The organism is Arenibacter algicola, from assembly GCF_000733925.1.
Classification (GTDB): Bacteria; Bacteroidota; Bacteroidia; order Flavobacteriales; family Flavobacteriaceae; genus Arenibacter; species Arenibacter algicola.
This window is the reverse complement of the sequence record NZ_JPOO01000003.1, coordinates 1,036,183-1,059,032: the sequence shown is the minus strand read 5'-3', so window position 1 is coordinate 1,059,032 and position 22,850 is coordinate 1,036,183. Positions and strand designations below refer to the sequence as shown.

The 22,850-nt window shown below is 38.7% G+C and carries 25 protein-coding genes; 16 read left to right on the top strand and 9 right to left on the bottom strand.

The window, feature by feature from the left end:
• The first annotated feature begins 25 nt into the window (after nt 1-25).
• The 3 genes from U735_RS0114880 to U735_RS0114870 are packed head-to-tail and all read left to right on the top strand — an operon-like array spanning nt 26 to nt 1,641.
• A complete protein-coding gene (locus U735_RS0114880) occupies nt 26-682 on the top strand; it encodes a TrmH family RNA methyltransferase (protein WP_031444587.1) in 657 nt (218 codons plus the stop codon).
• A gap of 46 nt (nt 683-728) precedes the next feature.
• The gene (locus U735_RS0114875) at nt 729-1,256 is read left to right on the top strand and encodes an SRPBCC family protein (protein ID WP_031444586.1); all 528 of its coding nucleotides are present in this window, start codon (nt 729-731) and stop codon (nt 1,254-1,256) included.
• A 7-nt stretch (nt 1,257-1,263) separates the two neighbouring features.
• The gene (locus U735_RS0114870; protein WP_031444585.1) at nt 1,264-1,641 is read left to right on the top strand and encodes a VOC family protein; all 378 of its coding nucleotides are present in this window, start codon (nt 1,264-1,266) and stop codon (nt 1,639-1,641) included.
• A 3-nt stretch (nt 1,642-1,644) separates the two neighbouring features.
• Here U735_RS0114870 and U735_RS0114865 read toward each other — a convergent pair whose 3' ends face one another.
• From U735_RS0114865 to U735_RS0114840, 6 genes are all read right to left on the bottom strand, one after another.
• Nucleotides 1,645-2,460: a metallophosphoesterase gene (locus tag U735_RS0114865; protein ID WP_031444584.1), complete on the bottom strand. Its 816-nt coding sequence runs from the start codon at nt 2,458-2,460 to the stop codon at nt 1,645-1,647.
• Nucleotides 2,461-2,599: 139 nt separating this feature from the next.
• The gene (locus U735_RS0114860; RefSeq protein WP_031444583.1) at nt 2,600-4,294 is read right to left on the bottom strand and encodes an alpha-amylase family glycosyl hydrolase; all 1,695 of its coding nucleotides are present in this window, start codon (nt 4,292-4,294) and stop codon (nt 2,600-2,602) included.
• Nucleotides 4,295-4,438: 144 nt separating this feature from the next.
• Entirely contained in the window at nt 4,439-5,218 is a 780-nt protein-coding gene (locus tag U735_RS0114855; protein ID WP_031444582.1) for a carboxypeptidase-like regulatory domain-containing protein, read from the bottom strand.
• Nucleotides 5,219-5,294: 76 nt separating this feature from the next.
• Entirely contained in the window at nt 5,295-7,091 is a 1,797-nt protein-coding gene (locus U735_RS0114850) for a DEAD/DEAH box helicase (RefSeq protein WP_031444581.1), read from the bottom strand.
• A gap of 161 nt (nt 7,092-7,252) precedes the next feature.
• Nucleotides 7,253-7,897 carry a DUF4337 domain-containing protein gene (locus U735_RS0114845; RefSeq protein WP_031444580.1) on the bottom strand — a complete coding sequence of 215 codons (645 nt, stop codon included), beginning with the start codon at nt 7,895-7,897 and terminating at the stop codon, nt 7,253-7,255.
• A complete protein-coding gene (locus tag U735_RS0114840) occupies nt 7,884-8,474 on the bottom strand; it encodes a non-canonical purine NTP diphosphatase (RefSeq protein WP_031444579.1) in 591 nt (196 codons plus the stop codon). The genes U735_RS0114845 and U735_RS0114840 overlap by 14 nt, the downstream gene beginning before the upstream one ends.
• A 107-nt stretch (nt 8,475-8,581) precedes the next feature.
• Between U735_RS0114840 and U735_RS0114835 the strand changes: the two genes are divergently transcribed.
• The 4 genes from U735_RS0114835 to serA all read left to right on the top strand — a co-directional run bounded on the left by U735_RS0114835 (nt 8,582) and on the right by serA (nt 12,587).
• Nucleotides 8,582-9,034 (top strand): methyltransferase family protein, encoded by a 453-nt coding sequence (locus U735_RS0114835; protein ID WP_031444578.1) that lies wholly within the window; start codon nt 8,582-8,584, stop codon nt 9,032-9,034.
• Between the two features lie 85 nt (nt 9,035-9,119).
• Nucleotides 9,120-9,731 (top strand): SatD family protein, encoded by a 612-nt coding sequence (locus U735_RS0114830; protein ID WP_031444577.1) that lies wholly within the window; start codon nt 9,120-9,122, stop codon nt 9,729-9,731.
• Nucleotides 9,728-10,429 carry a DUF3307 domain-containing protein gene (locus tag U735_RS0114825; RefSeq protein ID WP_031444576.1) on the top strand — a complete coding sequence of 234 codons (702 nt, stop codon included), beginning with the start codon at nt 9,728-9,730 and terminating at the stop codon, nt 10,427-10,429. The genes U735_RS0114830 and U735_RS0114825 overlap by 4 nt, the downstream gene beginning before the upstream one ends.
• A gap of 265 nt (nt 10,430-10,694) precedes the next feature.
• Nucleotides 10,695-12,587 carry a phosphoglycerate dehydrogenase gene (gene serA, locus U735_RS0114820; RefSeq protein ID WP_031444575.1) on the top strand — a complete coding sequence of 631 codons (1,893 nt, stop codon included), beginning with the start codon at nt 10,695-10,697 and terminating at the stop codon, nt 12,585-12,587.
• A 158-nt stretch (nt 12,588-12,745) separates the two neighbouring features.
• On the opposite strand, the gene rlmH is transcribed toward serA, so the two are convergent.
• Nucleotides 12,746-13,219, bottom strand: coding sequence for a 23S rRNA (pseudouridine(1915)-N(3))-methyltransferase RlmH (gene rlmH, locus U735_RS0114815; RefSeq protein ID WP_031444574.1), 474 nt, complete (start codon nt 13,217-13,219; stop codon nt 12,746-12,748).
• 214 nt (nt 13,220-13,433) lie between these two features.
• Between rlmH and nadC the strand changes: the two genes are divergently transcribed.
• From nadC to priA, 4 genes are read left to right on the top strand one after another with little or no spacing between them, the layout of a single operon-like run.
• Nucleotides 13,434-14,291 carry a carboxylating nicotinate-nucleotide diphosphorylase gene (gene nadC / locus U735_RS0114810; protein WP_031444573.1) on the top strand — a complete coding sequence of 286 codons (858 nt, stop codon included), beginning with the start codon at nt 13,434-13,436 and terminating at the stop codon, nt 14,289-14,291.
• Entirely contained in the window at nt 14,292-15,278 is a 987-nt protein-coding gene (locus U735_RS0114805) for a YihY/virulence factor BrkB family protein (protein WP_031444572.1), read from the top strand. It abuts the gene before it with no gap.
• The gene (locus U735_RS0114800; RefSeq protein ID WP_083260713.1) at nt 15,262-15,702 is read left to right on the top strand and encodes a DUF2147 domain-containing protein; all 441 of its coding nucleotides are present in this window, start codon (nt 15,262-15,264) and stop codon (nt 15,700-15,702) included. The genes U735_RS0114805 and U735_RS0114800 overlap by 17 nt, the downstream gene beginning before the upstream one ends.
• A 13-nt stretch (nt 15,703-15,715) precedes the next feature.
• Nucleotides 15,716-18,172: a replication restart helicase PriA gene (priA, locus tag U735_RS0114795; RefSeq protein WP_031444570.1), complete on the top strand. Its 2,457-nt coding sequence runs from the start codon at nt 15,716-15,718 to the stop codon at nt 18,170-18,172.
• Here priA and U735_RS0114790 read toward each other — a convergent pair whose 3' ends face one another.
• Complete coding sequence (locus U735_RS0114790) at nt 18,173-18,865, bottom strand: LytR/AlgR family response regulator transcription factor (RefSeq protein WP_031444569.1); 693 nt, start codon at nt 18,863-18,865, stop codon at nt 18,173-18,175.
• A gap of 234 nt (nt 18,866-19,099) precedes the next feature.
• Here U735_RS0114790 and rpsF point away from each other — a divergent pair, with 234 nt between their 5' ends.
• The 5 genes from rpsF (at nt 19,100) to hisS (ending at nt 22,261) form a co-directional block, all read left to right on the top strand.
• Nucleotides 19,100-19,438, top strand: coding sequence for a 30S ribosomal protein S6 (gene rpsF / locus U735_RS0114785; RefSeq protein ID WP_031444568.1), 339 nt, complete (start codon nt 19,100-19,102; stop codon nt 19,436-19,438).
• Between the two features lie 2 nt (nt 19,439-19,440).
• Nucleotides 19,441-19,740 (top strand): 30S ribosomal protein S18, encoded by a 300-nt coding sequence (gene rpsR / locus U735_RS0114780; RefSeq protein WP_176225701.1) that lies wholly within the window; start codon nt 19,441-19,443, stop codon nt 19,738-19,740.
• A 13-nt stretch (nt 19,741-19,753) separates the two neighbouring features.
• Nucleotides 19,754-20,209 (top strand): 50S ribosomal protein L9, encoded by a 456-nt coding sequence (gene rplI, locus U735_RS0114775; RefSeq protein WP_031444566.1) that lies wholly within the window; start codon nt 19,754-19,756, stop codon nt 20,207-20,209.
• 140 nt (nt 20,210-20,349) lie between these two features.
• Nucleotides 20,350-20,820: a DUF6495 family protein gene (locus U735_RS0114770; protein ID WP_031444565.1), complete on the top strand. Its 471-nt coding sequence runs from the start codon at nt 20,350-20,352 to the stop codon at nt 20,818-20,820.
• A 64-nt stretch (nt 20,821-20,884) separates the two neighbouring features.
• Nucleotides 20,885-22,261 carry a histidine--tRNA ligase gene (gene hisS, locus U735_RS0114765; protein WP_031444564.1) on the top strand — a complete coding sequence of 459 codons (1,377 nt, stop codon included), beginning with the start codon at nt 20,885-20,887 and terminating at the stop codon, nt 22,259-22,261.
• On the opposite strand, the gene U735_RS0114760 is transcribed toward hisS, so the two are convergent.
• Nucleotides 22,256-22,804: an NUDIX hydrolase gene (locus tag U735_RS0114760; protein ID WP_031444563.1), complete on the bottom strand. Its 549-nt coding sequence runs from the start codon at nt 22,802-22,804 to the stop codon at nt 22,256-22,258. The two genes, hisS and U735_RS0114760, sit on opposite strands and share 6 nt — an antisense overlap.
• Nucleotides 22,805-22,850 lie beyond the last annotated feature (46 nt).

Genomic DNA, 22,850 nt, shown 5'->3' with positions numbered 1-22,850 from the left:
TTTTCTTTTTTAATACCTTAGGATTATGGTCGATCTGAAGTTGCTTGATTATTTGGAAGATTTTATAACCCCGGAGAGGAAAGCCCGTTTTTTGGATATTTTGGAAGATCGGACAAACTATATAACGGTGGCTATAGAGGATGTTTACCAAATGCACAACACTAGCGCTGTGGTAAGAAGCTGCGATGTCTTTGGAGTGCAGCAGGCCCACCTCATAGAAAGTAAGTTTGGCAAGAGACTGGACAAGGATATTGCCATGGGAGCCCAGCAATGGGTAGATATAAAAAGATACAATACCACGACGGATTGTATAGACACTCTGAGGGAACAAGGGTATAAAATTGTGGCCACAACCCCTCATAGAAATAATTGTTCCCTAACTGATTTTAAGTTAGAGGGTAAGACAGCGCTATTTTTTGGAACGGAGCGGGACGGGCTGAGCGAGGAGGTATTGGAAAAGGCAGATTCTTTCCTGAAAATACCAATGGTGGGGTTTACCGAAAGTTTAAACATTTCCGTTTCGGCCGCAATAATCTTGCATACATTAACGAGTCAATTGCGCAAAGAGAGCATAAATTGGAGGTTGACCGAGGAAGAGAAACTGGAAAAAAGATTGGATTGGAGCAAAAAATCCGTAAGGAGTTTGAATGATGTTTTGGCCAGATTCCACGGAACAAAATGATATTTTTAGTATATTTAGTACGAGACTAACCAATACATAAAAGCTCATGACAATATTGCTTTATATAATAATAGGGGTGGTTATATTGATTTCTGTTCTGGCGCTATTGGCGCCCAAAAGTTATGATGTTTCCCGCTCTATAGAAATCGCTAAACCAAAGGCCATAGTGTTTGATAATGTAAAATATTTAAAGAAGCAGCAGGAGTGGTCTCCTTGGTCAAAAAAAGATCCCAATATGGAAAAGAAATTCACAGGTGTTGATGGCGAGGTTGGGGCTATAAGTTATTGGAACGGTAACAAGGATGTGGGTGAGGGTGAGCAGGAAATTACTAGAATAATTGAAGGTAAAAGGGTAGAAGCGGAACTGCGTTTCATGAAGCCTTTTAAGTCAACCTCCGATAGTTATTTGGATCTCGAGGAACTGGGAAAAGGAAAAACTAAGGTTACATGGGGATTTAAGGGTGAGAACAAGTTTCCAATGTCTATCATGATGTTGTTTATGAACATGGATAAGGCTGTTGGTAAGGATTTTGAGGAGGGACTACGAAATTTAAAATCAATATTGGAAAAATAAGTCGTTCATGGAAAGTAATATGGTTGGTTGGTTTGAAATTCCAGTGACCAACATGGAACGGGCCAAAAAGTTTTATGAGGCAGTATTTAATATTACTATTTCTGTCCATGACCTGGACGGCTTGATAATGGGTTGGTTTCCGTTCGCACCTGGTAAATCTGGAGCTATGGGGTCTTTGGTGCAGCACAAGATGTATATTCCAAGTGATACCAAAGGGCCATTATTGTACTTTTCATGTAGGGATTTGACCATTGAATTGAATAGGGTTGAAGATGCTGGAGGGATAATCTTACAAGCTAAGAAAACAATTAGTGAAGACCATGGTTTTATGGCTTTGCTAAAAGATACGGAAGGCAACAGAATAGCGTTGCATTCGCAAAATTAGTAACTAGATGTAGAATATGCTTGCCTCAGCGCGGGCTCCAAAGCGAATTGGAAAATATGTTGTACCTATTCCTTTTGATACGTACATTTTTGAAACCTGGTTATTATACCATCCTTTAACATAATTTCCACTACCGTATGGCGTAAAAAAGGGCTTTCCGAAAAATGTTATCTGCCCTCCGTGGGTATGTCCCGAAAGTATTAATTTCGGCTTAATTTCTTGCTCTACACTGATAAGGTCTATTTGCTCCCTATAGGCCGGACAATGATTGAGTATAATAGTAGCTAATGATTTGTCTATAACTTCGGTGGTTTTTCTAAAATCCGGATGGCCATGCACCAAGTCGTCCAATCCCACAATGTTAATTTTCCTATTTTTAGTTTTTAGCAGGTATGGTTCGTTGACAAGCAAAATCCCATTACGATTCACATAAACATCCTTTAGTTTTTGTAAATCTATTCTTCCCGAAGATTCCTTATTGCCCAAAATGGTAATTTTTGGAATTTTGAAGTCAATTAGACTTAAAAATTCCTGTAAAATCGGAAGATATTTATTTCGTTCCAAGGAATCTCCCGTAAAAAAAATGACATCGGGTTGTTCCTCGTTAATTCGGTCTGCAATGGATTTATGAACCGATTTTATACTGTGCAAATGCAGGTCGGTTAGGTGAATGGCTTTGATTTTGTTGGATTCCGATTCAGAAATGTCGTGCTCCGTCCACTCTATAAAATTGGTTTCCAGCCAGAAAGCGTCAAGGACAACAAAACTAAAGGACCCCAAAACCAATTTTAGGATAAATTGTCTTCTATTTAGTTTCATTTATTATCTGTTGGAAACATTCTTTAACATTAAAAAGGAAGTGCACGAAATTAGGAAACATATTTAGAAATAGTCTTGTAAAAAAGTTAAATTGATGCCATTAAGGGTCAAAGAGATAATGTAAGTGGCATCTTGACCATTACTTCTTGACTAATTCCAATAATGCAATGTCAAGGTCATTTTCTAAGAAAACTTTGCCATTTTCTACTGTAACCTCGGTTTCGGAAAATGCATCGTGTAGTTTTGTTCCATCACCGAAAAAGCCTTTTACCCATAGGTATTTTTTGCCTTTGGGAAGTTTTAAACCAACTACGACCTTATCCTTAAATTCCCCATTTAAATAGGTTCTGCCAAAAACGTAGGGGCTTTTGGAGAGCCTCTGGTGCTTTCCTGCTCCTATTGCGGGGTGATCGTTTCTAAACTGCCCCAGTTTCTGCCAATAGCCCAATATTTTCTGATTCAATGGAATACTGTCCAATTCCCCCCAGTTCATAAAAGATCTAAGGGTAGCATCTCCTTGGGCGCCTTCAATGGTTAAATTGCGTGCGGATTCGTCCCCATAATAAATTTGGGAGGCACCGGGGGTAAGTAACAATACATTTGCGGCATGATAAGGGTTTTTTCTCTCCTTGTCAAAGGAGTCAATATCATCGTGTGAAGTAAGGTAATTAACCACACTTTTTCCTTCCAATTCCGTAAACAATAGGTCATTATATTTGCTAAATATGGTTTCATAATCCTGGTTGGCATCATCCCTTAATTCGAAATTGATCAGACTATGAAACCCATTGTCAAAATAATCTACTTTTTTGTCCCCAAAATCATATTCACGACCACTGGATATTTTATAACCGTACACCTCTCCGACCATAAAAAAGGGATTGTCGTCCAAGACTTCTTCCGGATGTTTTCTTTTCCAAGTATTAAAAGCATATGAAGCTTCGCTGTATAATTCCTTCCAAGTTTTTTCGTCCGTATGTTTGGCCGTATCTACCCTAAAACCGTCTATTCCCAGATCATTCACATAGTCGGTCAGCCATTTAATAATATAAAATCGTGGTGCCCTGGGATATTTGGTTCGTTCAAAAAAAACTTGCAGTTCGTCAAGTTCGTTGCTTAGTCTACCTTCTTCCTTCCATTTAGCCAATAGGGCATCGGGAAGTTCAACGGCCTCATCAGATTCCGTTATTATATCTGGCAAGTTCCTAACTAGGGTACAATTGGTTGTTGTTTCATAATTTGTGTATTCACATATCGGTCCGGTGCGTACCCATTCCTTTGGCCATACAGGGTCTAAATCCGTTACAGGCCCCGTGTGGTTGAGCACAATATCCATCAGGATTCTGATGCCGTTTTCATGGGCTGTCTTAACGAGTATTTCCAATTCTTTTTTGGTTCCAAAATTGGGATCCAGAGCCGTCCAATCCTTGGCCCAATATCCATGATATCCATATGTATTGCCCGTTCCTTCGTCCACATTGTCATGGATTTGCTCAACTACTGGGCTAAACCAAATGGCATTAATACCCAAATCTGTAAAATAGCCATCATTTATTTTCTGGGTTATTCCTTGGATATCACCTCCCATAAAGCCCCTCAATACAGCAGTCTCCTTGGTTCTGTTTAGGCTAATATCGTTTAAAGTGTCACCATTGTTAAAACGGTCGGTAAGTAAAAAATAAATGTTGGCTGCATTCCAGAAAAAAGGCGATTTCAATTCCCTTTTTTGTGGCAGCTCCGTAGTGGGACCGGCTTCTTTTACCTTTTCATTTTTATTCTCTTTGCAGGATAAAAAAAACAACAAAAGCGCGGCAAGAAGAAGTCCCTTTTTCATTGGCATCTATTTTGCTTAAAGCTATAAAATGATGTCGGGACTAGAAAATTTATTTTCAGCCAAACCACAGGCTAAGTCTAATTGCAAATCTTGCTATAAGATAAAAATAAATTATTTTGGTCATGAAGAAAAAGTAACCAAAAGTTACCTTTTGCGGTTCAATACCTTATAGTCTTCATAGCAACCACTTATGGCATCCAAGATCTGTAGGTCATTGGCTGTGGTAATAAAGGATTTGGAATAATTACAATTATTAAGGATGTCCTCAATATCTACCTTTTCCAATTGTAATAACTCGGTCAAGGTTTCCCTGTCAAATTTTGAGGCCAAAAGATCCCTAATTTGATCGTCTTCCTTCATTTGACGTAATTTGCGCATTTGGTTGGGTTTCTTTCCGAATAAGTTTCTCAACAAATCGGCTGGGTTGAGTATTGCTCCCAATACCTTGGTGACCGCGCTTGGGTTCTTGCTCCCGGCTTCGTAACCCACGGACAAGCCGGAAATACTATACTGAAAAGCGTTGTTAAGGGGTAAGTTTTTGACATCTATTTCTAAATAGCCTGTGAGGGAGTAAGGCCTAACAATTACCTCTTCCAGGGCATATGCCAATTCTGTAAGGGAAATTTTTGTATCCTTAAATTTGAACATATCATTGGTAACCCTCACTTTCTGGGATTTAAATCCTAAAAAAGTAATAAATAGGGTATCATTGACCTTAGCAGGAATATTGAATTCTCCTTTTTCATTGGTAATTGTGCCCACCACTTCGTTAAGATTTACGACATGGACACTTTCCATAGGCTGGTCGGTTTGGGCATTTTGGACAACCGCTTTTAATTGTTTTACCTCTTCTTCATTTTTGTTGTCCTGCGAATATCCAAAAGAAACAATTATGAGGAGTAGGGGCAAGAAATAATTTTTCATTAAATATATTCGATGTTATAATTGGTAAACTAACTAAAAAAATACGCCGAAGCGTATTTTTTTAATATACAATTAACTAAAAGAAATCACTTTTTCTTTTAGTTCTTCTTTTTCCTGAACTACTGGGACTTCCTTTAGACGCACTTCGGTCCCTTCGTCTTCCTTTGTTGCGATCATTGTCCCTAGAATCACGACCTCCGCCGCTTCTACTTCTATCACGTCTTCCACGGCCTCCGCCTCCGCCTCCGCCAGGATTTTTAGATACCTCAACATTTACAAATCGGCCATCAACCTTAAATTCAGTGAAGGTTTTTAAAATGGCTTCGGTAGCGGCCGCATCCGTATTGAAGAAAGAGAAACTATCTTTTACATCAACTTTGAAAATATCGTCCTTGCCCAAATTAACAGTGTCCCTTAAGAAATCTTTTAGGGACATCCAATCATAGCCATCCTTTTCACCTACATTAATAAAATATCTTACGTTACCGTCAGCTGGGATACGGCTATCGCCATCCCTGGATCCTCCTCTTTCGGCACGATCGCCTGAATCTGAAGTATTTAGATCCTTGGTTTTGTTGTAGTAATTGAAGAAACGGGTAAATTCTACTGAAACTATTTTTTTGATAAGTTCTTCACGGTCAATACCTTTAAGCACATCATTTATAGCTGGCAAGTAATTGTCTACTTCCTCGTTTACTTTGGTGTCCTTGATCTTGTTGGCCAAATGGTAAAGCTGTATTTCGCATATTTCCATTCCCGTAGGAATTTTTTTGGAAATAAAATCCTGTTGAATTTTATTTTCGATGGCCTTTATCTTCCTAAGTTCACTTCTGGTAACAATAACCATGGAGATCCCTGATTTACCAGCTCTTCCTGTCCGTCCACTTCGGTGTGTGTAGGTCTCTATTTCATCTGGTAATTGATAATTGATTACATGTGTAATATCATCAACATCAATACCACGTGCGGCTACATCTGTTGCAACCAACATCTGTATTTGTTTTTTACGGAAAGAGTTCATTACCAAATCTCTCTGGTTCTGACTCAAATCCCCGTGTAGTGCACCGGCGTTGTAACCGTCCTCGATCAACTTTTCAGCCACCTTTTGGGTGTCCCTTTTTGTTCTACAGAAAATAACTGAGAATATATCCGGATTGGTATCGGCAAGTCTTTTTAGAGCAGGGTAACGATCACGACCACCTACTACATAGTATTCGTGTTGTACCGTAGTTGCTCCTGAATTTTTTGTTCCTACCGTAATTTCTTGCGGACTGTGCATGAATTTTTTAGCTATCACCGCTACCTCTCTGGGCATGGTAGCTGAAAATAGCCAAGTGGACTTTTCTTTTGGAGTGTTGGAAAGAATATCTTTAATATCCTCCATAAAGCCCATATTAAGCATTTCATCGGCCTCATCAAGAACACAGTAATCAATTTTGGATATATCTACCAAGCCACGACCAATCATGTCTTTCATTCTACCTGGAGTAGCTACCACTATTTGGGCGCCCCTTTTTATTTGTCTCGCCTGATCGGTAATACTGGCACCACCATAGATTGCAACAACATTAACCCCTTTTTCATATTTGGAATATAATGTAAGTTCGTTGGTGATCTGCAAGCAAAGTTCCCTGGTAGGGGAAAGTATCAAACCTTGTGTAGTTCTGCTGGCGCTATCTATTTTTTGAATTAGCGGGAATCCAAATGCTGCGGTTTTACCGGTGCCCGTTTGAGCTAGTGCAACTAAATCGGTTTCACTTTCCAATAAGATTGGAATAGCTTTTTCTTGTACTTCTGAAGGCGATTCAAATCCTAAATCAGAAATAGCATCCAATAGGGACTTCTTTAGCCCCAATGCTTCAAATTTTGTCATAATATGTATTAAATAATCGCAAATATGTATGTTGCATAGAGCGATTATTCTTTATAACCTATTTAGACTCAGCGCAACACATGCTATACCAGCGGCGTTAATTGAAGCGGCAAAGGTACTGCTAATTTTTTAATTAAAATATTTTATTTTGAAAGCGGTTTTTATGGGGCCAAGATAAAGCCGTATGCAGAAATTAGAATTCCAATGGCGCCAAACGCCAACATTAGTATAATAAAGTTTTTCTGTAATTTTTTGTTATCACGAATTATGATACAAACAGCCCCTAGTACGATACATATTTGAAACAATAATTTTCCCAAGTCGAATTTCTTGGTCGCTGTTTCGTAATCCTGGGTAAGTTTTTCCCATTCGTTTATGCCTATAATTTTTCCCATTTCGCCATCAAGATCTTGTGCCCAATGTTCTCTTGGAACATTGGATGACCCCACCAATATTTCGGTTTTTTCCGCCTCGTATTTTAATACCATCCCTTTGGTCTGGGCTATTTTGGTATTAATATTTTTAATTTTATCCTCGGGTATTATTCCTGTTTCCGTCAAGGCATTTAAATAGTCCAGTTCACTTTCCTTTAAGCTTTGTTTTATACTCTTGGATTGGTACCAATTGGAGTAGTTTACGAATTGGCTGTGGGAGATCATCATTTCCTCCTCCAGATTATTGTTGACAAGTTCCGCTATGGCCAATAAGGCGGCAAATACGGCAATCAGTATTCCTCCAATGGTCTCGGTGCGTTCCAATGTTCTAGGGGTTGTTGTGGATGTTTGCTCGGATTTAATTGTCGACATGGGTTCTGTTTTTGAAAAATGCAAGTAATTGTTCTATTGCTTGGCCCCTGTGGCTTATTTTGTTTTTTACAGAAATAGGTAATTCGGCAAAAGTTTTGTCATAGCCGTTAGGCTTAAAAATGGGGTCGTATCCAAATCCTTTTCCGCCTTTTTTTTGGGTTGTTATTTCGCCTTGCACAATTCCTTTGAAAAGATATTGTTCCTTATTGACATTTAGGGCGATAACGGTTTTAAAATGCGCCGATCTGTTGGTTTTCTTGTCCAATTGGAGCAATAATTTGTCCATATTGTCATCTGCGTTTTTTTGTTCTCCCGCATATCTTGCGGAATACACCCCAGGTGCCCCATCCAAAGCATCCACCAAAAGTCCCGTGTCGTCAGCGAAACATGGGTAACCGTAATTTTCTGTAACAAAATTGGCTTTAAGGGCAGCGTTGCCTTCCAAGTCGTTTGCAGTTTCGGGAATCTCATCTATGCAGCCAATGTCCTCTAAGGACAATAGCTCTATGTCCTTGGGAAATAGGATTTGTACTTCTTTTAGTTTGTTGGGATTATGTGTTGCAAATACCAATTGCATTTTACCTAGTTTTAATATTCTATTTGTTCGGGTTCGATAATCTTAGGGGCAAATTAATTTTAAAGGCCTAAAAGTAGTAATTTTATTTCCTTATCATTTTATATTCTATGAAGTTAAAAATCCCGCCACTTGTTGTCACTTTTATTTTTGGGTTGTTTATGTATCTTTTGGCTACATATTTGCCTGTAGGTTATTTTGATTTTTTCGGGAGGTATTATTTAATGTATGTACTTCTTTTTCTTGCATTTTTAATTGGGGTTGTTTCCTTGGTTCAATTTTTTAGTTCCAAAACCAGTATTGATCCCCGTACCCCTTCAAAAGTATCCAAATTGGTTACTGGAGGGCTATATCAATATTCAAGGAATCCTATGTATTTAGCATTGTTGTTGCTTCTTTTGAGCTGGGGACTGTATCTGGGAAATGCTTTTAACACCTTATTGGCGGCCGGATTTGTCTATTATATGAATACCTTTCAGATCATGCCCGAGGAGGAAGCGTTGGCCAGTATGTTCGGGAAGGAGTATCAAAAGTACTGCGTAATGGTCCGGCGTTGGTTTTAATTATTTTTTATAATCGATTTAACTTATAAATGAAAATATTAGTATTTTAGCTTATATTTTAATATATTAGCATTTTAACTTATATATGGTAGCTATAATTACAGGGGATATCATTAATTCCGACCGCTATGTGGCCTCGGAATGGATGGATATTCTAAAGCCATATCTTGGTCGTCAGGGGAAAACGCCCAATGATTGGGAGATTTATAGGGGTGATGAATTTCAAATAAGAACAACCCCGGAAAAAGCTTTGCAAATGGCCATTCAGATTAAGGCCCTCATTAAATCCATTAAAAATTTGGATGTAAGAATGGGAATAGGACTGGGGTCCGAAACGTTTGTAGGCAGTAGTGTGAGTCAGTCCAACGGCAAGGCCTATCAACGCTCGGGTAGGATTTTTGAAACCTTAAAAGAACAAAAGCTTAATTTGGCCATAGTCACAGGCCATGACGACAAGGATAAGACGTTGAACCTTATGTTGAAACTTGCTTTGAATTTTATGGACGATTGGTCTACCGTTTCAGCACAAATGGTGAGTTTAGCCCTGACAAAACCAAATGCTTCACAACAGGAGGTAGCGGACCAATTGAAGATAAGGCAATCAGCGGTAAGCCAGCGATTAAAGCGGGCCAGGATGGATTTGGTGTTGGATTTACTGGCCTATTACGATGAAAATCTAAAATATATTAAGGCATGATATTGTTTACCAAGCTCTTTTTGGCCCACCTTCTGGGGGATTTTCTGTTTCAGCCCAATAAATGGGTAGTGCACAAAGAGGCAAATAAGATAGCATCCAAATATCTATACCTACATATATTGGTTCATGTTGTAATTACGATGTTGTTGGTGTGGGATTTAAAATTGTGGGGGTGGGTTTTGGTCATTGGCTTATCACATTATTTTATAGACCTCTTAAAAATATATGCCAACCCTTATTTTAAGAATAAAGCCATTCCCTTTTTTATAGATCAGGCATTACATTTGGCAGTGTTGTATTACTGTGCGTTTAATTCTGATTTAGTGGGGCACACCGTGGGTCTTTTTCGGGAAATGAATTGGCCATTGGTTACCGCAGTAGTATTTGTAAGTTACCCATCCTCCATTATTATGGCCAAATTGTTGGAAGGTATGTCGGACAAGATAGAATTGGACCATAAATCCCTTCCAAACGCGGGAAAATACATAGGAATTATAGAGCGTTTGTTTGTGCTTATTTTTATAATTTTAGGTAGATGGGAGGCGATTGGTCTGTTGATTACCGCTAAATCTGTTTTCAGGTTCAACGATCTTAAGGAAAGTAACTCAAGGAAACTCACAGAGTATATTTTGATCGGCACACTGTTGAGTTTTGGATTGGCTATTATGACCGGATTAATTTATCTTGGGGTAAGCTAAAGGTGCATTTGATCAATGGAAGGATATGTATGGAAATTATCTGTGCTAAATCAATTATCATTAAATAAGTGATATTTGAAGGATCTGAAAAATATCCCATTAGATCGGCGATGAAAAAATTTTATCAATTCCCTAATTTAAAAGGTGTAAAAAAATCATTTTCTCATATTTGTGAAGGAAAATCAAGTATCGATTACTTTTCTTAGCAATTATAGGGACTTGGATAAAATTAATTCATACTTTTGCGCCTTAAAATTCAGATTCAATGGTTGCGGCAGGCAGAAAATATGTGTTTGATTTTGATAGTACCCTAACTAGGGTAGAGGCACTGGATGTTTTGGCGGAAATTACGCTAAATGGAAGAGCCGATAAGGACGATATTATTCGGGAAATCCAAAAAATAACCAATTTGGGCATTGATGGGGATATCTCTTTTACCCAGTCCTTGGAAAAAAGAATTAATCTATTAAACGCACACAAGGATGATTTGGAGAATTTGGTACAATTACTTCGCCAAAAGATATCCAAGTCGATAGAATCCAACAAGGAATTTTTTCATAATTATTCCGATGATATTTATGTAATCTCCTGTGGCTTTAAAGAGTTTATAGATCCAATAGTCGCCGAATACAATATTCCTGCGGATAGGGTGTATGCCAATACATTCCGATTCGACGAAAGCGGAAAAATAATAGGATTTGACGAGGCTAACGTATTGGCCTCGCACAACGGAAAAATTGCTTGTTTAAAAAACTTGGATTTACAAGGGGAAGTACAGGTAATTGGAGACGGTTATAGTGACTATGTAATGCGCGAAGCGGGTATTGCGGATAAATTTTTCGCCTATACCGAGAATGTGCATAGAGAAAAGGCTGCGAGAAACGCAGACTATATTACACCTAATTTAGATGAATTTTTATTTGTGAACAAGTTGCCAAGAAAGATATCCTACCCAAAGAATAGAATTAAGATTTTATTGTTGGAAAATGTCCATCAAAATGCTTTTGATACCCTTTCAGAGGAAGGGTTTTCCGTAGAACTGTTAAAACATAGTTTAACGGAAGAAGAGCTGATCGAAAAAATAAAAGGAGTACATGTCCTAGGGATACGTTCCAAGACCCAAGTTACCAAAAATGTGTTGGCTGCGGCGGACAAATTAATGGTGGTTGGTGCCTTCTGTATAGGTACTACCCAAATAGACTTGGAGGCCTGCAAGAAAAAGGGAGTAGTGGTATTCAATGCCCCTTATAGCAATACAAGGTCTGTTGTGGAGCTGGCTATTGGTGAGATCATCATGTTAATGAGAAGTATCTTTCCTCGAAGTACTGAAATTCACGCAGGTCAATGGAATAAGACTGCCGCCAATTCCAAAGAGGTACGTGGTAAAAATCTCGGTATTGTAGGATATGGTAATATTGGAAAACAATTGTCCGTATTGGCCGAGGCCTTGGGAATGCGTGTATACTATTACGATGTGGGAGACCAGTTGGCTTTGGGTAATGCTACCAAGTGCAGTACATTGGAAGATTTGTTAAATGTTTCCGATGTGGTAACCTTGCACATAGACGATAATAAGGCCAATAATAATTTTATAGGGGAAAGGGAGATTAACCAAATGAAGGATGGTGCCCTTTTCGTAAATTTGTCCAGAGGTTTTGTGGTAGACATTGAAGCTTTGGCCAATGCCTTGAAAAGTGGAAAGATTGCTGGAGCGGCCATTGATGTTTTTCCAGAGGAGCCTAGAAGTAACGGTGAGTTCCTAACAGAGCTTCAAGGCTTGGAGAATGTTATTTTAACACCACATATTGGAGGTAGTACGGAAGAAGCACAACGCGATATCGCTGAATTTGTCCCCAATAAGATAATGGACTATATTAATTCGGGGAATACTGTAGATGCTGTAAACTTTCCTAATATTAGGCTGCCCAAACAGAATAATGCACATCGTTTTTTACATATTCATAAGAATGTCCCTGGTGTTATGGCCAAGATCAATGAAGTTTTGGCCCGTTACGATATGAATATTTCAGGACAGTATCTTTCTACGGATAACGAGGTAGGATATGTAATTTCCGATTTGGACAAAGAGTACAACAAGGATGTTCTAAAGGCCCTTAAAAAAATAGATAATACTATTAAATTTAGAGTTTTATATTAGAATGTAATTAATAATCAAAACCATAAAACTGCCTGAAATTTATTTTCAGGCAGTTTTTTTATGCTTTTTAATGAATAAATTCTGGGAACCGTATTTTAGGGGTCAACGGAAAGGATATTTTTAAATAGGTAGGAACCTTCTTTAGCAATAATCTATTACTATTGATGATGGTAGGGTTCGTTCCTTAGAATGGTAAATGCCCTATAGAGTTGTTCCACCATAAACAATCGGACCATTTGGTGGGAAAAGGTCATTTTTGATAAACTGATCTTGCCTTGGCTTTTTTGGTATACCGCATCACTAAACCCGTAAGGGCCGCCAATGACAAATACGAGTTGCTTTAGGCCAGAGTTCATGTTTTTTTGGAGGTATTCCGAGAATTCTACGGAAGTTTTTTGTTTCCCCTTCTCATCCAGCAGTACAAGTAAATCTGTAGCGTTAAGTTTGTTCAGAATGGCGTCGCCCTCTTTTTCCTTTTGTTGTTTTTCGGACAGATTTTTGGTATTCTTTATGTCGGGAATTATTTCCAATTCAAACTTAATATAGTGTTTTAACCTATTCTGATATTCCTCAATTAATTGGCTCAATTGAGTGCTATCGGTTTTTCCCAGTACTAATAGTTTTATAGTCATAGGGCAAATGTAATGTGCATATTTTAAACTCCAAAAAGAAGCTTAAAGGTGTATGGCGATAAATATTTGGAGAATTGCCGTGCCCATGGGGAAAAATAGGTTTCAGAATACCTTGGAGTTTTGTTTTATTTAGAACATTTATGTATTTAAGGAAATTTCAAAGGAAGCGGAATTGGAGAAACATTTTAGTAAATTAGCATAGAAAAAATAGTGCATGATATCAGAAGAACAATTTAAGAAGGAACTCGATTTAATAATAAAGAATGCGATACGCGAAGATGTGGGTGATGGGGATCATAGTTCTCTGGCCTGTATTCCAGCTTCTGCAAACGGAAAAGCTATGCTTTTGGTTAAGGACAAGGGCATTATTGCCGGAGTGGAATTTGCCAAAAAAGTCTTCCAATATGTTGATAGCAATTTGGTAGTGGAAGAGCTTATTAAAGATGGGGCATCCGTGAAATTTGGGGATATCGTGTTTTATGTTTCGGGAAGTTCCCAAAGTATTTTAAAGGCGGAGAGGTTGGTACTTAATGGTATGCAAAGAATGAGTGCCATTGCAACCAAGACCAATTATTTTGTAAAACTTTTGGAAGGTACCAACACTAAAATTTTGGATACCAGAAAGACAACCCCTGGAATAAGGGCTCTCGAAAAATGGGCGGTAAAGATAGGTGGAGGTGAAAACCATAGATTTGCCCTCTATGATATGGTTATGTTAAAGGATAACCATATTGATTTTGCAGGAGGTATCACCAAGGCAATCCAGAAAACACAACAATATTTGTCCGACAAAAAATTGGATTTAAAAATCATTGTAGAAGCTAGAAACCTCCAAGAAGTGGAGGTAATCTTGCAGTCCAACGGAATATATAGGATTTTGCTGGATAACTTCAGTTTTACGGATACCCAGAAAGCAGTAAAAATGATCGGGGATAAATGTCTTACTGAATCTTCTGGCGGAATTAATGAGGAAACCATACGGAAATATGCGGAATGCGGTGTTGATTTCATCTCTTCGGGGGCATTGACCCATTCTATTTACAATATGGATCTCAGTCTTAAAGCAGTGTAAATGTCCCAGGAAATTGAAAGAAAACTGGAGAAGATTCCCATAATTAATTGGGTTGTGGGGCTAATGAAAAGTTTTAAGTTGCCGGCCTTTGAGGGCCTTTCTTTTTATGACCTTATGGAGATGTATGTTTTGGGCATCGTAAAGGGGGCCTTGTCTACCCGTGCAAGCTCCATTTCCTTTAGTTTGTTTTTGGCCCTATTTCCGTTGTTGATTTTTTTGGTCACTTTAATTCCGTTCATTATTCCCTATGTTTCTGTGGGAAATTCGAATTTTGACACGGAATTCCTTATTTTTTTGGAATCATTTTTGCCACGGGCTACCGGTGATTATTTTAGCGAGATATATCTGCAGATCAGTGCGCAGGAAAGAGGGGATGTCCTGTCTTCTGCAATCGCATTTATAACCTCAATTTTTTTGATGGCCAATGGGGTGAATGCAATTTTTGTGGGTTTTGAAAACTCTTACCATGTAAATCTCAACCGAAGTATATTTAAGCAGTATGTTTATGCCTTAATGGTGGGGTTGATGCTGTCCATTCTTCTTTTGTTGGGGGCGGTCATATTTGTTTATTTTGAGGCCTATGTACTAATAGGTTTATATGATATAACCCACAGGGGGGTGGAATTGGAGGTAGACCAAAGTGAATTTATTTTGGTGCAATGGGGCAAGTTTTTATTTTTAGGTATGTTGGCCTATTTTATTACGGCTATTTTGTACTATTTTGGAACCAAGGAGGGAAGGCAAGCCAGATTTTTTTCTGCTGGAGCGCTAATGACAACCTTGCTCTTTATCCTAACTTCCTATTTGTTTGGGGTATATGTGGAAAAATTTGCCCGATATAACGAATTATACGGGGCATTGGGAGGTTTATTGATATTATTGGTATTTATTTGGTTAAATTCCAATATCTTGCTACTGGGGTTTGAACTGAATGCCTCATTAAATTCACTAAGAAAAAAATATGAAAAACATGATGGAAAGGAATAAATGGGCAATGTTGGGTGTTTTTATGCTTTTTTCTTTGTCAGCATCGGCGCAAAGTATCTTTGGGAAATGGAAGACCATAGATGACAGGACGGGTAATCCCAAAGCCATTATTAGCATCTATGAGGAAGACGGACTTATGTACGGTCATGTTGTTGAGATCTTGGAAGAAGGTAAGGAGAATGCCGTATGTGGTAAATGCGATGGGAAAAAAAAAGATCAACCAATTCTTGGTATGAAAATAATTGAGGATGTGGAGCACGTTGGCAATGGGGAATGGAAGGGCAAAACTTTGTTCGATCCAGAGCAGGCCATGACCTTTAGGTGCAAATTGTGGCTAAATCCCGATAATCCGGACGAATTAAAGGTGAGGGGATATTTGGCCTTCATCTACCGCACCCAGACTTGGATACGGGTGGAAGGATAGAATTTTAGGGAATATGCAGGATTTTATCAATGTTATTTTACCCATTCCTATAGAAAAGCTCTTTACCTATAAGGTTACCGGGGAAGAGGCGAAAGCATTAAAACCTGGAATGAGGGTAGCCGTTCCCTTTGGAAAGTCAAAAATATATACAGCCTTGGTGTTCGAAATCCACAACACCGCTCCCACAGTATACGAAGCAAAGGAGATCGATCAAATTTTGGACGATCAACCTATTGTGACCAATATCCAGCTAAAGTTCTGGCATTGGTTGGCCCAATACTATATGTGTTCTATAGGGGAAGTTTTTCGCTCGGCCGTGCCCAGTGCGCTGCTCTTGGAAAGTGAAACTTTGATACTGAGGAACGATAGGGCGAATATAGAGGAAAACGATTTGCTCGATGATGAATTCATGGTATTGGAGGCTTTACAGCATCAATCAATTCTTAGGGTTCAGGAAATAAGTGATATCCTGGACAAAAAGAATATCATCCCCGTATTAAATAGGTTGCTCAAAAAGAATATCATCTTTCTCAAGGAGGAGATGTACGAACAATATAAACCCAAATTGGTCCGATACGTTCAACTGGGAAAAAACTATAGGTCTGAAGAGAATTTGGAAGCCTTGTTGAATGGCCTTACCAGAGCCCCTAAACAGAGCCAAGTGGTATTGTCATTATTTCAATTACAGGCGGTTACAAAAAAGCCCGTAAAGGTGAGCGAATTGGAAAAGGCCAGTAATAGTTCCAGTTCTATTATTAAGACTTTGATAGATAAGGGTATTTTGGAAGAACAATTTGTTCAGATAGATAGGGTTGTTTACGAGGGTGATGATGAAAACGAAGCCTTAAAATCGTTGAACGACTATCAAAAGGTTGCTCTTAAGGACATAAAAAACTCATTTCAGGAAAATAAGGTAGTGCTTTTGCATGGGGTTACCTCTTCGGGGAAAACAGAGGTCTATGTGAAGCTGATAGAAGAATTTTTGAGCCAAGGAAAGCAAGCGCTTTATTTACTCCCGGAAATTGCCCTTACTACCCAGTTGATTTCTAGATTGCAGGCTTATTTTGGTGAAAAAGTTGCTGTGTACCATTCCAAGTACAATGTGCAGGAAAGGGTAGAGGTCTGGAACAATGTCTTGGAAAATAAGCCGGTAGCACAGATTGTAATTGGGGCCAGGTCTGCTTTGTTCTTGCCATTTAAGGATTTGGGATTGGTTATTGTGGATGAGGAGCACGAAAGTTCTTTTAAACAATATGACCCGGCGCCCAGATATCACGCAAGGGACGCCGCCATTGTTTTAGGTAATTTGCACGGGAGCGATATTCTCTTGGGGTCCGCCACGCCAAGTGTGGAAAGCTTTTACAATGTAAAGGTTGGCAAGTACGGCTATGCCCATATAGAAAGACGATACGGGAATGTTCTTATGCCGGACATGGAATTGGTAGATATAAAGGAGCAATCCCGAAAAAAGAGGATGAAGGGACATTTTTCGGAGCGGTTACTGGAAGAGATTGCGGAAACCTTGGATAACGGGGAGCAGGTTATCCTCTTTCAAAATAGACGGGGGTTTGCACCCATTATGGAATGTACAACCTGTGGGCATGCCCCGCAATGCCCTAATTGCGATGTAAGTTTAACCTATCATCAGCACAGAAAACAATTGCGATGTCACTATTGCAGTTATCATATAGCCCTTCAGGAAACTTGCCAGGCCTGTGGGAACACCACCTTGGACACCAAAGGTTTTGGGACCGAGCAGGTGGAGCAGGAGCTCAATACATTGTTTCCAAAGGCCAATGTTGGGAGAATGGATTTGGATACCACTAGGGGCAAGCATGGTTACGAAAAGATCATCAACTCCTTTGAGCAACAGGAAATAGATATTCTAGTGGGTACCCAAATGTTGACCAAGGGACTCGATTTTAGGAATGTGAACCTGGTTGGAATCATGAATGCAGATTCTTTGTTGAACTTTCCGGATTTTAGGGCCCATGAAAGAAGCTTTCAATTGCTTACCCAAGTAGCCGGAAGGGCAGGGAGGACCAAGAAGAGGGGCAAGGTAATTATTCAGAGTTATAATCCCAACCATAGGATATTGCAGCAGGTAACCACCAATGATTATCTTGGAATGTTCCAAGAACAGATTTATGAAAGGGAACAGTATAAGTATCCTCCAATAAACAGAATTATCAAAATTACGTTTAAGCACAAGGATTACAATAAACTAAACGATGCATCGGAATGGTTTGCCAAATCCTTGAGAAATAGTTTTGGTGGAAACGTATTGGGGCCAGAATATCCGCCTGTGGCAAGAATCCGAAATCAATACATTAAGAATGTTATTATCAAGATTGGGGAAAACTACTCTTTGGTAAAAACAAAAAATAGCATTAAAAGAATTGAAAAATCCTTTAATGCTATTTCCTATTACAGAGGTGTTCGGGTAATCTACAATGTAGATCACATATAATTAAAAATTATTGAGCGCCTCTGCCAATTCAGTTTTCTTATTTCTACTTAGAGGTATTTGTTTTCCACTAACTTCTACATTTTTGCTGTTAAACTTCTCTACTTTCTCCAAGTTGACAATATAGGATTTGTGTATCCTTAAAAACTTATCTTCCGGCAACTGTTTTTCAAAAGATTTCATTGTTGACAAAATTACGATATTGGCCTCATCTGTAACTAGTTTTATGTAGTCGCCCAGAGCTTCTATCCATTTTATCTCGTTTAAAATAACCTTTCTTTTCTTCAAGTTACTCTTAACAAAGATATGTTCTTCGTCTTCCGTTACCTTATTAATTTGTTCGTATTTAGCTACGGCCCGCTTAACGGAGGCGTCAAAACGTGAAAGGGTAATGGGTTTGTGAAGGTAATCTGTTACATCGTAATCAAATGCCTTGAGGGCATAATCCGGTTTACCGGTGATCAAAATTACCTGAGGACTGTTATCTAGGGACTCCAATAGGTCGAATCCTGTGATAATTGGCATCTCTACATCTAGGAAAATTAAATCTATTTCGTTGTTTTTGATGCCGTTCTTGGCTTCAATGGCATTACTGTACTCAGCTACCAAAGCCAGATTCGGATGGTTATTCACCAGTTTGGCAACTGCCATCCGCTGCATGGACGAGTCGTCCACGATAATGCTTCTTAATTTCATAAATGGTTGATTTGTGGGGTTAAATCATCGACAAAGTACTTAAAAATCACGCTGATGTACAACTAAAGTTGTAAACATTGCAGTAATTGTTGTGTAAATGGCAATGACCATAGTTTAATTGTTTTTGGTTAAGTTCAATCTTATGTTTTCTCTAGGTATAACGAAGATTTTTTCATTTTCTTGTGATATGAATAAAAAATAATTACTTTTGCACACTTAAAAAATTTTAAACATATGAACAATTACGAAACTGTTTTCATTCTAAATCCCGTTCTATCTGATGTACAGATAGAGGAAACAGTTAAGAAATTTGAGGATTTCTTAATTAACAAAGGTGCCAAAATGGTAGCCAAAGAAAACTGGGGGCTAAAGAAATTAGCCTATCCTATCCAACACAAGAAAAGTGGTTTTTACCATTTGTTCGAGTTTACAGCTGAAGGCGACGTTGTTGCCCCTTACGAATTGGAATTCAGAAGGGACGAGCGAGTTATGCGTTTTCTAACTGTGAAATTAGACAAGCATGCCGTATCATGGGCAGAAAGAAGAAGAACAAAGTTAAAAGCTAAAGCGTAAGGATTATGGCATCAATAGAACAACAAGCAAAAGGTAAAAAGGACGGAGAGATCAGATATCTTACTCCTCTTAATATAGAGACCAATACCCAAAAGAAATATTGTCGTTTCAAAAAATCAGGTATTAAGTATGTAGATTACAAAGATCCTGATTTCTTGATAAAATTGGTAAATGAGCAAGGTAAATTGCTTCCAAGAAGACTTACTGGAACTTCCTTGAAATATCAGCGTAAAGTGGCCGTTGCTGTAAAAAGAGCGCGTCATTTAGCTTTAATGCCATATGTTGGCGATTTATTAAAATAAAAAGAAACGGACGATGGAACTTATATTAAAGGAAGACGTACAAAACTTAGGTTTTAAAGATGATTTGGTGAACGTAAAGAATGGTTTCGGTAGAAATTACTTGATCCCTAGAGGATTGGCCTCTTTAGCTACGCCATCAGCCAAAAAAGTATTGGCTGAAAATTTAAGACAAAGAGCTCATAAAGAGAAGAAAATTGTTGACGCTGCCAATAAAACAGCTGAAGCTATTAAGCAATTGGAAATCAAGATAGCTGCTAAAGCGGGTGCCGGAGACAAATTGTTTGGATCTATTACCAATATAGATTTGGCGGATGCTTTGGAAAAAGCTGGGCACTCTTTGGATAGAAGATATATATCCATTCAGGGTGGAGCCGTTAAAAGGACAGGTCCTTACAATGCTCAAATAAGATTGCACAGAGATGTGGTGGTCGATTTCCCATTTGAAGTAATTGCAGAGGCAAAAGGATAATACTATCCGGATAAGTTATATGAAAGGCCGCATTTATGTGGCCTTTTTTATGTTAATTACCTTAAAATTCACAACAAAAAATTGTTCCATATGTCCGTCCTGGTTTCATGGGCAGGGCATTTTCGAAATTTAATGGCGAAATGAAATACTTAAGACTAACAAGGCAACAACTAGAGGAACTGCACCAAGAGTTTATCAATTTTTTGGCTACGCAGTCCATTACAGGGGACGAATGGGAAAGGTTGAAGAAAGAAAAACCGGAGGTAGCGGAGGAGGAACTGGATGTTTTTAGCGATTTAATTTGGGAGGGTGTATTGTCCAAAGTGCAGTTTCTGGAAAATATATCCGCACAGCAAATGCATTTTTTTCATCTGCAGGAAAAGGAGATGAAGCTGATTTCTGTAAAAGTCATGAATCCGGATATTGATCTTAGTACCAAAGAGGGTTTTTCTTGGTTCAGAAAAAACTATCAATCAGATTTTGTAGAATATCTAACCGCCTCCAAAGCGTATTCGGCAGATAAAAACCTGGATAAGTTTAGTTTAATAAAACAGGGAGCTGTAATTACCAAAGGGGAGCTTTACAAATGGTTCGATGATCTAATAGGTTAATTTTAGTTGATCCGGTATAGGCAAAATTCTACAATCCATTATATTTACAACAGAATTATAAACAATGGCACAAAAACCATCCATTCCTAAAGGAACCAGGGACTTTTCCCCTTCAGAGGTCAATAAGCGCAACTATATTTTTGATGTGGTAAAGAAACATTTTCAGACCTACGGTTTTCAACCTATTGAAACCCCGTCCTTTGAAAATTCGGAAACCTTAATGGGAAAATATGGTGATGAAGGAGATCGACTTATCTTTAAAATCTTAAATTCTGGGGATTTTTTAAATAAGGTGAATGATGAGTTGTATTCCACTAAAGATTCTAGTGCCTTGACTTCGAAGATTTCAGAAAAAGCCTTGCGTTATGATCTTACCGTGCCTTTCGCGCGTTATGTGGTAATGCATCAAAATGAAATCGATTTCCCTTTTAAAAGGTATCAGATCCAACCGGTATGGCGTGCAGATAGACCCCAAAAAGGTCGTTTTCGTGAATTTTTTCAGTGCGATGCCGATGTGGTAGGGTCAGATTCACTATTACAGGAAGTGGAATTGGTGCAATTGTACGATGCTGTTTTTACAGATTTGAAGTTGGACGGGGTGACCATTAAGCTCAATAATAGAAAGATATTGGCCGGGATCGCCGAGGTAATTGGGGAACGGGATAAATTGATCGACTTCACCGTGGCCCTGGATAAGCTGGATAAAATAGGGATTGAAGGAGTTTCCAAGGAAATGCGTGAGAAGAATATCTCTGAGGTTGCAATCAATAAAGCAGCCCCCTTGTTCGCACTAAAAGGCACTAATCTAGAACAGCTTTCGGTTTTGGACAACTTGCTGAAGGATTCCGAGGAAGGAAGCAAAGGAGTAGGGGAGTTAAGATTTATAATTGAAACCTTGGAAGAACTAGGGTTGCAATCCGCAAATCTAAAGATAGATGTTACTTTGGCCAGGGGACTTAATTACTATACCGGGGCCATATTTGAGGTGGCTGCTCCGGAAGGGGTAAGCATGGGGTCTATCGGTGGAGGCGGTCGTTACGATGACCTAACCGGCATATTTGGACTTAAGGACGTAAGCGGAGTAGGAATCTCTTTTGGTCTGGACCGTATTTATTTAGTGCTGGAAGAGTTGGGTCTGTTCCCTGAAGCTATTGACCAATCCTTACAAGTACTCTGTGTTAATTTCGGGATTAAGGAGGCACTAACTTCTTTGAAACTTGTTAATCAATTAAGGCGGGCAGGTATAAAATGTGATCTTTATCCGTCCAGTGCCAAGATGCAGAAACAAATGAAATATGCCAATAATAGGAATGTTCCTTATGTGGTGTTGATAGGGGAGCAGGAATTGGCCGGCAATTCATTTGTGGTAAAGGATATGGTAAAAGGGGGGCAAAAAACGTATAGCTTGGATACCCCTGAACTCTTTTACAAAGGTCTATAGTCTTTTTTTAATGGCATTCAACACGGTGTTGTAATAATCCATATCGTAAGGCACATATTTCTTGGAAAGTATTTCGCTTTCCAGCTCCTTTTTGAAGGCGGCTACTGAAACCAAGTTTAGATCGGCCACTTCGCTTTTCTGCATTTCAAGCTTTGACAAAGGGACTTTCAATTCACATAAAAATGTATGGTGAAATTCACAGTCCAATAAATCTTTATGATGTTGGTGAGAGTATTTGAATACTCCTATTTTGTTCAAGTCCTCATTTGTGATTTCGAGTCCTATCTCTTCTTCTACCTCCCGAATGGCCGACTCCGTTACATCCTCGCCGGCACCTATATGTCCGGCAACGGATACATCCCAAAGTCCTGGATGGGTATCTTTGTTTATGGCGCGTTGCTGAATAAGTATTTCTCCGTTTTTGGTATATAGCCAAACATGGATACTAGGGTGGAAAACCCCTTTTCTATGTGCCTCCGACTTCATTATGGATTTACCTGTATAATTACCATCGGCATCCAGCATGTCTATCAATTCGTCCATATATCAAAGTTTAACTTAATTATTATCTATATAAAAAAATCCTCCC

What these genes read in the sequence shown, in the direction of transcription:
- U735_RS0114880 (WP_031444587.1), top strand. Translation starts at nt 26, where the DNA reads ATGGTCGATCTGAAGTTGCTTGATTATTTGGAAGATTTTATAACCCCG.
- U735_RS0114875 (WP_031444586.1), top strand. Translation starts at nt 729, where the DNA reads ATGACAATATTGCTTTATATAATAATAGGGGTGGTTATATTGATTTCT.
- U735_RS0114870 (WP_031444585.1), top strand. Translation starts at nt 1,264, where the DNA reads ATGGAAAGTAATATGGTTGGTTGGTTTGAAATTCCAGTGACCAACATG.
- U735_RS0114865 (WP_031444584.1), bottom strand. Translation starts at nt 2,460, where the DNA reads ATGAAACTAAATAGAAGACAATTTATCCTAAAATTGGTTTTGGGGTCC.
- U735_RS0114860 (WP_031444583.1), bottom strand. Translation starts at nt 4,294, where the DNA reads ATGAAAAAGGGACTTCTTCTTGCCGCGCTTTTGTTGTTTTTTTTATCC.
- U735_RS0114855 (WP_031444582.1), bottom strand. Translation starts at nt 5,218, where the DNA reads ATGAAAAATTATTTCTTGCCCCTACTCCTCATAATTGTTTCTTTTGGA.
- U735_RS0114850 (WP_031444581.1), bottom strand. Translation starts at nt 7,091, where the DNA reads ATGACAAAATTTGAAGCATTGGGGCTAAAGAAGTCCCTATTGGATGCT.
- U735_RS0114845 (WP_031444580.1), bottom strand. Translation starts at nt 7,897, where the DNA reads ATGTCGACAATTAAATCCGAGCAAACATCCACAACAACCCCTAGAACA.
- U735_RS0114840 (WP_031444579.1), bottom strand. Translation starts at nt 8,474, where the DNA reads ATGCAATTGGTATTTGCAACACATAATCCCAACAAACTAAAAGAAGTA.
- U735_RS0114835 (WP_031444578.1), top strand. Translation starts at nt 8,582, where the DNA reads ATGAAGTTAAAAATCCCGCCACTTGTTGTCACTTTTATTTTTGGGTTG.
- U735_RS0114830 (WP_031444577.1), top strand. Translation starts at nt 9,120, where the DNA reads ATGGTAGCTATAATTACAGGGGATATCATTAATTCCGACCGCTATGTG.
- U735_RS0114825 (WP_031444576.1), top strand. Translation starts at nt 9,728, where the DNA reads ATGATATTGTTTACCAAGCTCTTTTTGGCCCACCTTCTGGGGGATTTT.
- serA (WP_031444575.1), top strand. Translation starts at nt 10,695, where the DNA reads ATGGTTGCGGCAGGCAGAAAATATGTGTTTGATTTTGATAGTACCCTA.
- rlmH (WP_031444574.1), bottom strand. Translation starts at nt 13,219, where the DNA reads ATGACTATAAAACTATTAGTACTGGGAAAAACCGATAGCACTCAATTG.
- nadC (WP_031444573.1), top strand. Translation starts at nt 13,434, where the DNA reads ATGATATCAGAAGAACAATTTAAGAAGGAACTCGATTTAATAATAAAG.
- U735_RS0114805 (WP_031444572.1), top strand. Translation starts at nt 14,292, where the DNA reads ATGTCCCAGGAAATTGAAAGAAAACTGGAGAAGATTCCCATAATTAAT.
- U735_RS0114800 (WP_083260713.1), top strand. Translation starts at nt 15,262, where the DNA reads ATGATGGAAAGGAATAAATGGGCAATGTTGGGTGTTTTTATGCTTTTT.
- priA (WP_031444570.1), top strand. Translation starts at nt 15,716, where the DNA reads ATGCAGGATTTTATCAATGTTATTTTACCCATTCCTATAGAAAAGCTC.
- U735_RS0114790 (WP_031444569.1), bottom strand. Translation starts at nt 18,865, where the DNA reads ATGAAATTAAGAAGCATTATCGTGGACGACTCGTCCATGCAGCGGATG.
- rpsF (WP_031444568.1), top strand. Translation starts at nt 19,100, where the DNA reads ATGAACAATTACGAAACTGTTTTCATTCTAAATCCCGTTCTATCTGAT.
- rplI (WP_031444566.1), top strand. Translation starts at nt 19,754, where the DNA reads ATGGAACTTATATTAAAGGAAGACGTACAAAACTTAGGTTTTAAAGAT.
- U735_RS0114770 (WP_031444565.1), top strand. Translation starts at nt 20,350, where the DNA reads ATGAAATACTTAAGACTAACAAGGCAACAACTAGAGGAACTGCACCAA.
- hisS (WP_031444564.1), top strand. Translation starts at nt 20,885, where the DNA reads ATGGCACAAAAACCATCCATTCCTAAAGGAACCAGGGACTTTTCCCCT.
- U735_RS0114760 (WP_031444563.1), bottom strand. Translation starts at nt 22,804, where the DNA reads ATGGACGAATTGATAGACATGCTGGATGCCGATGGTAATTATACAGGT.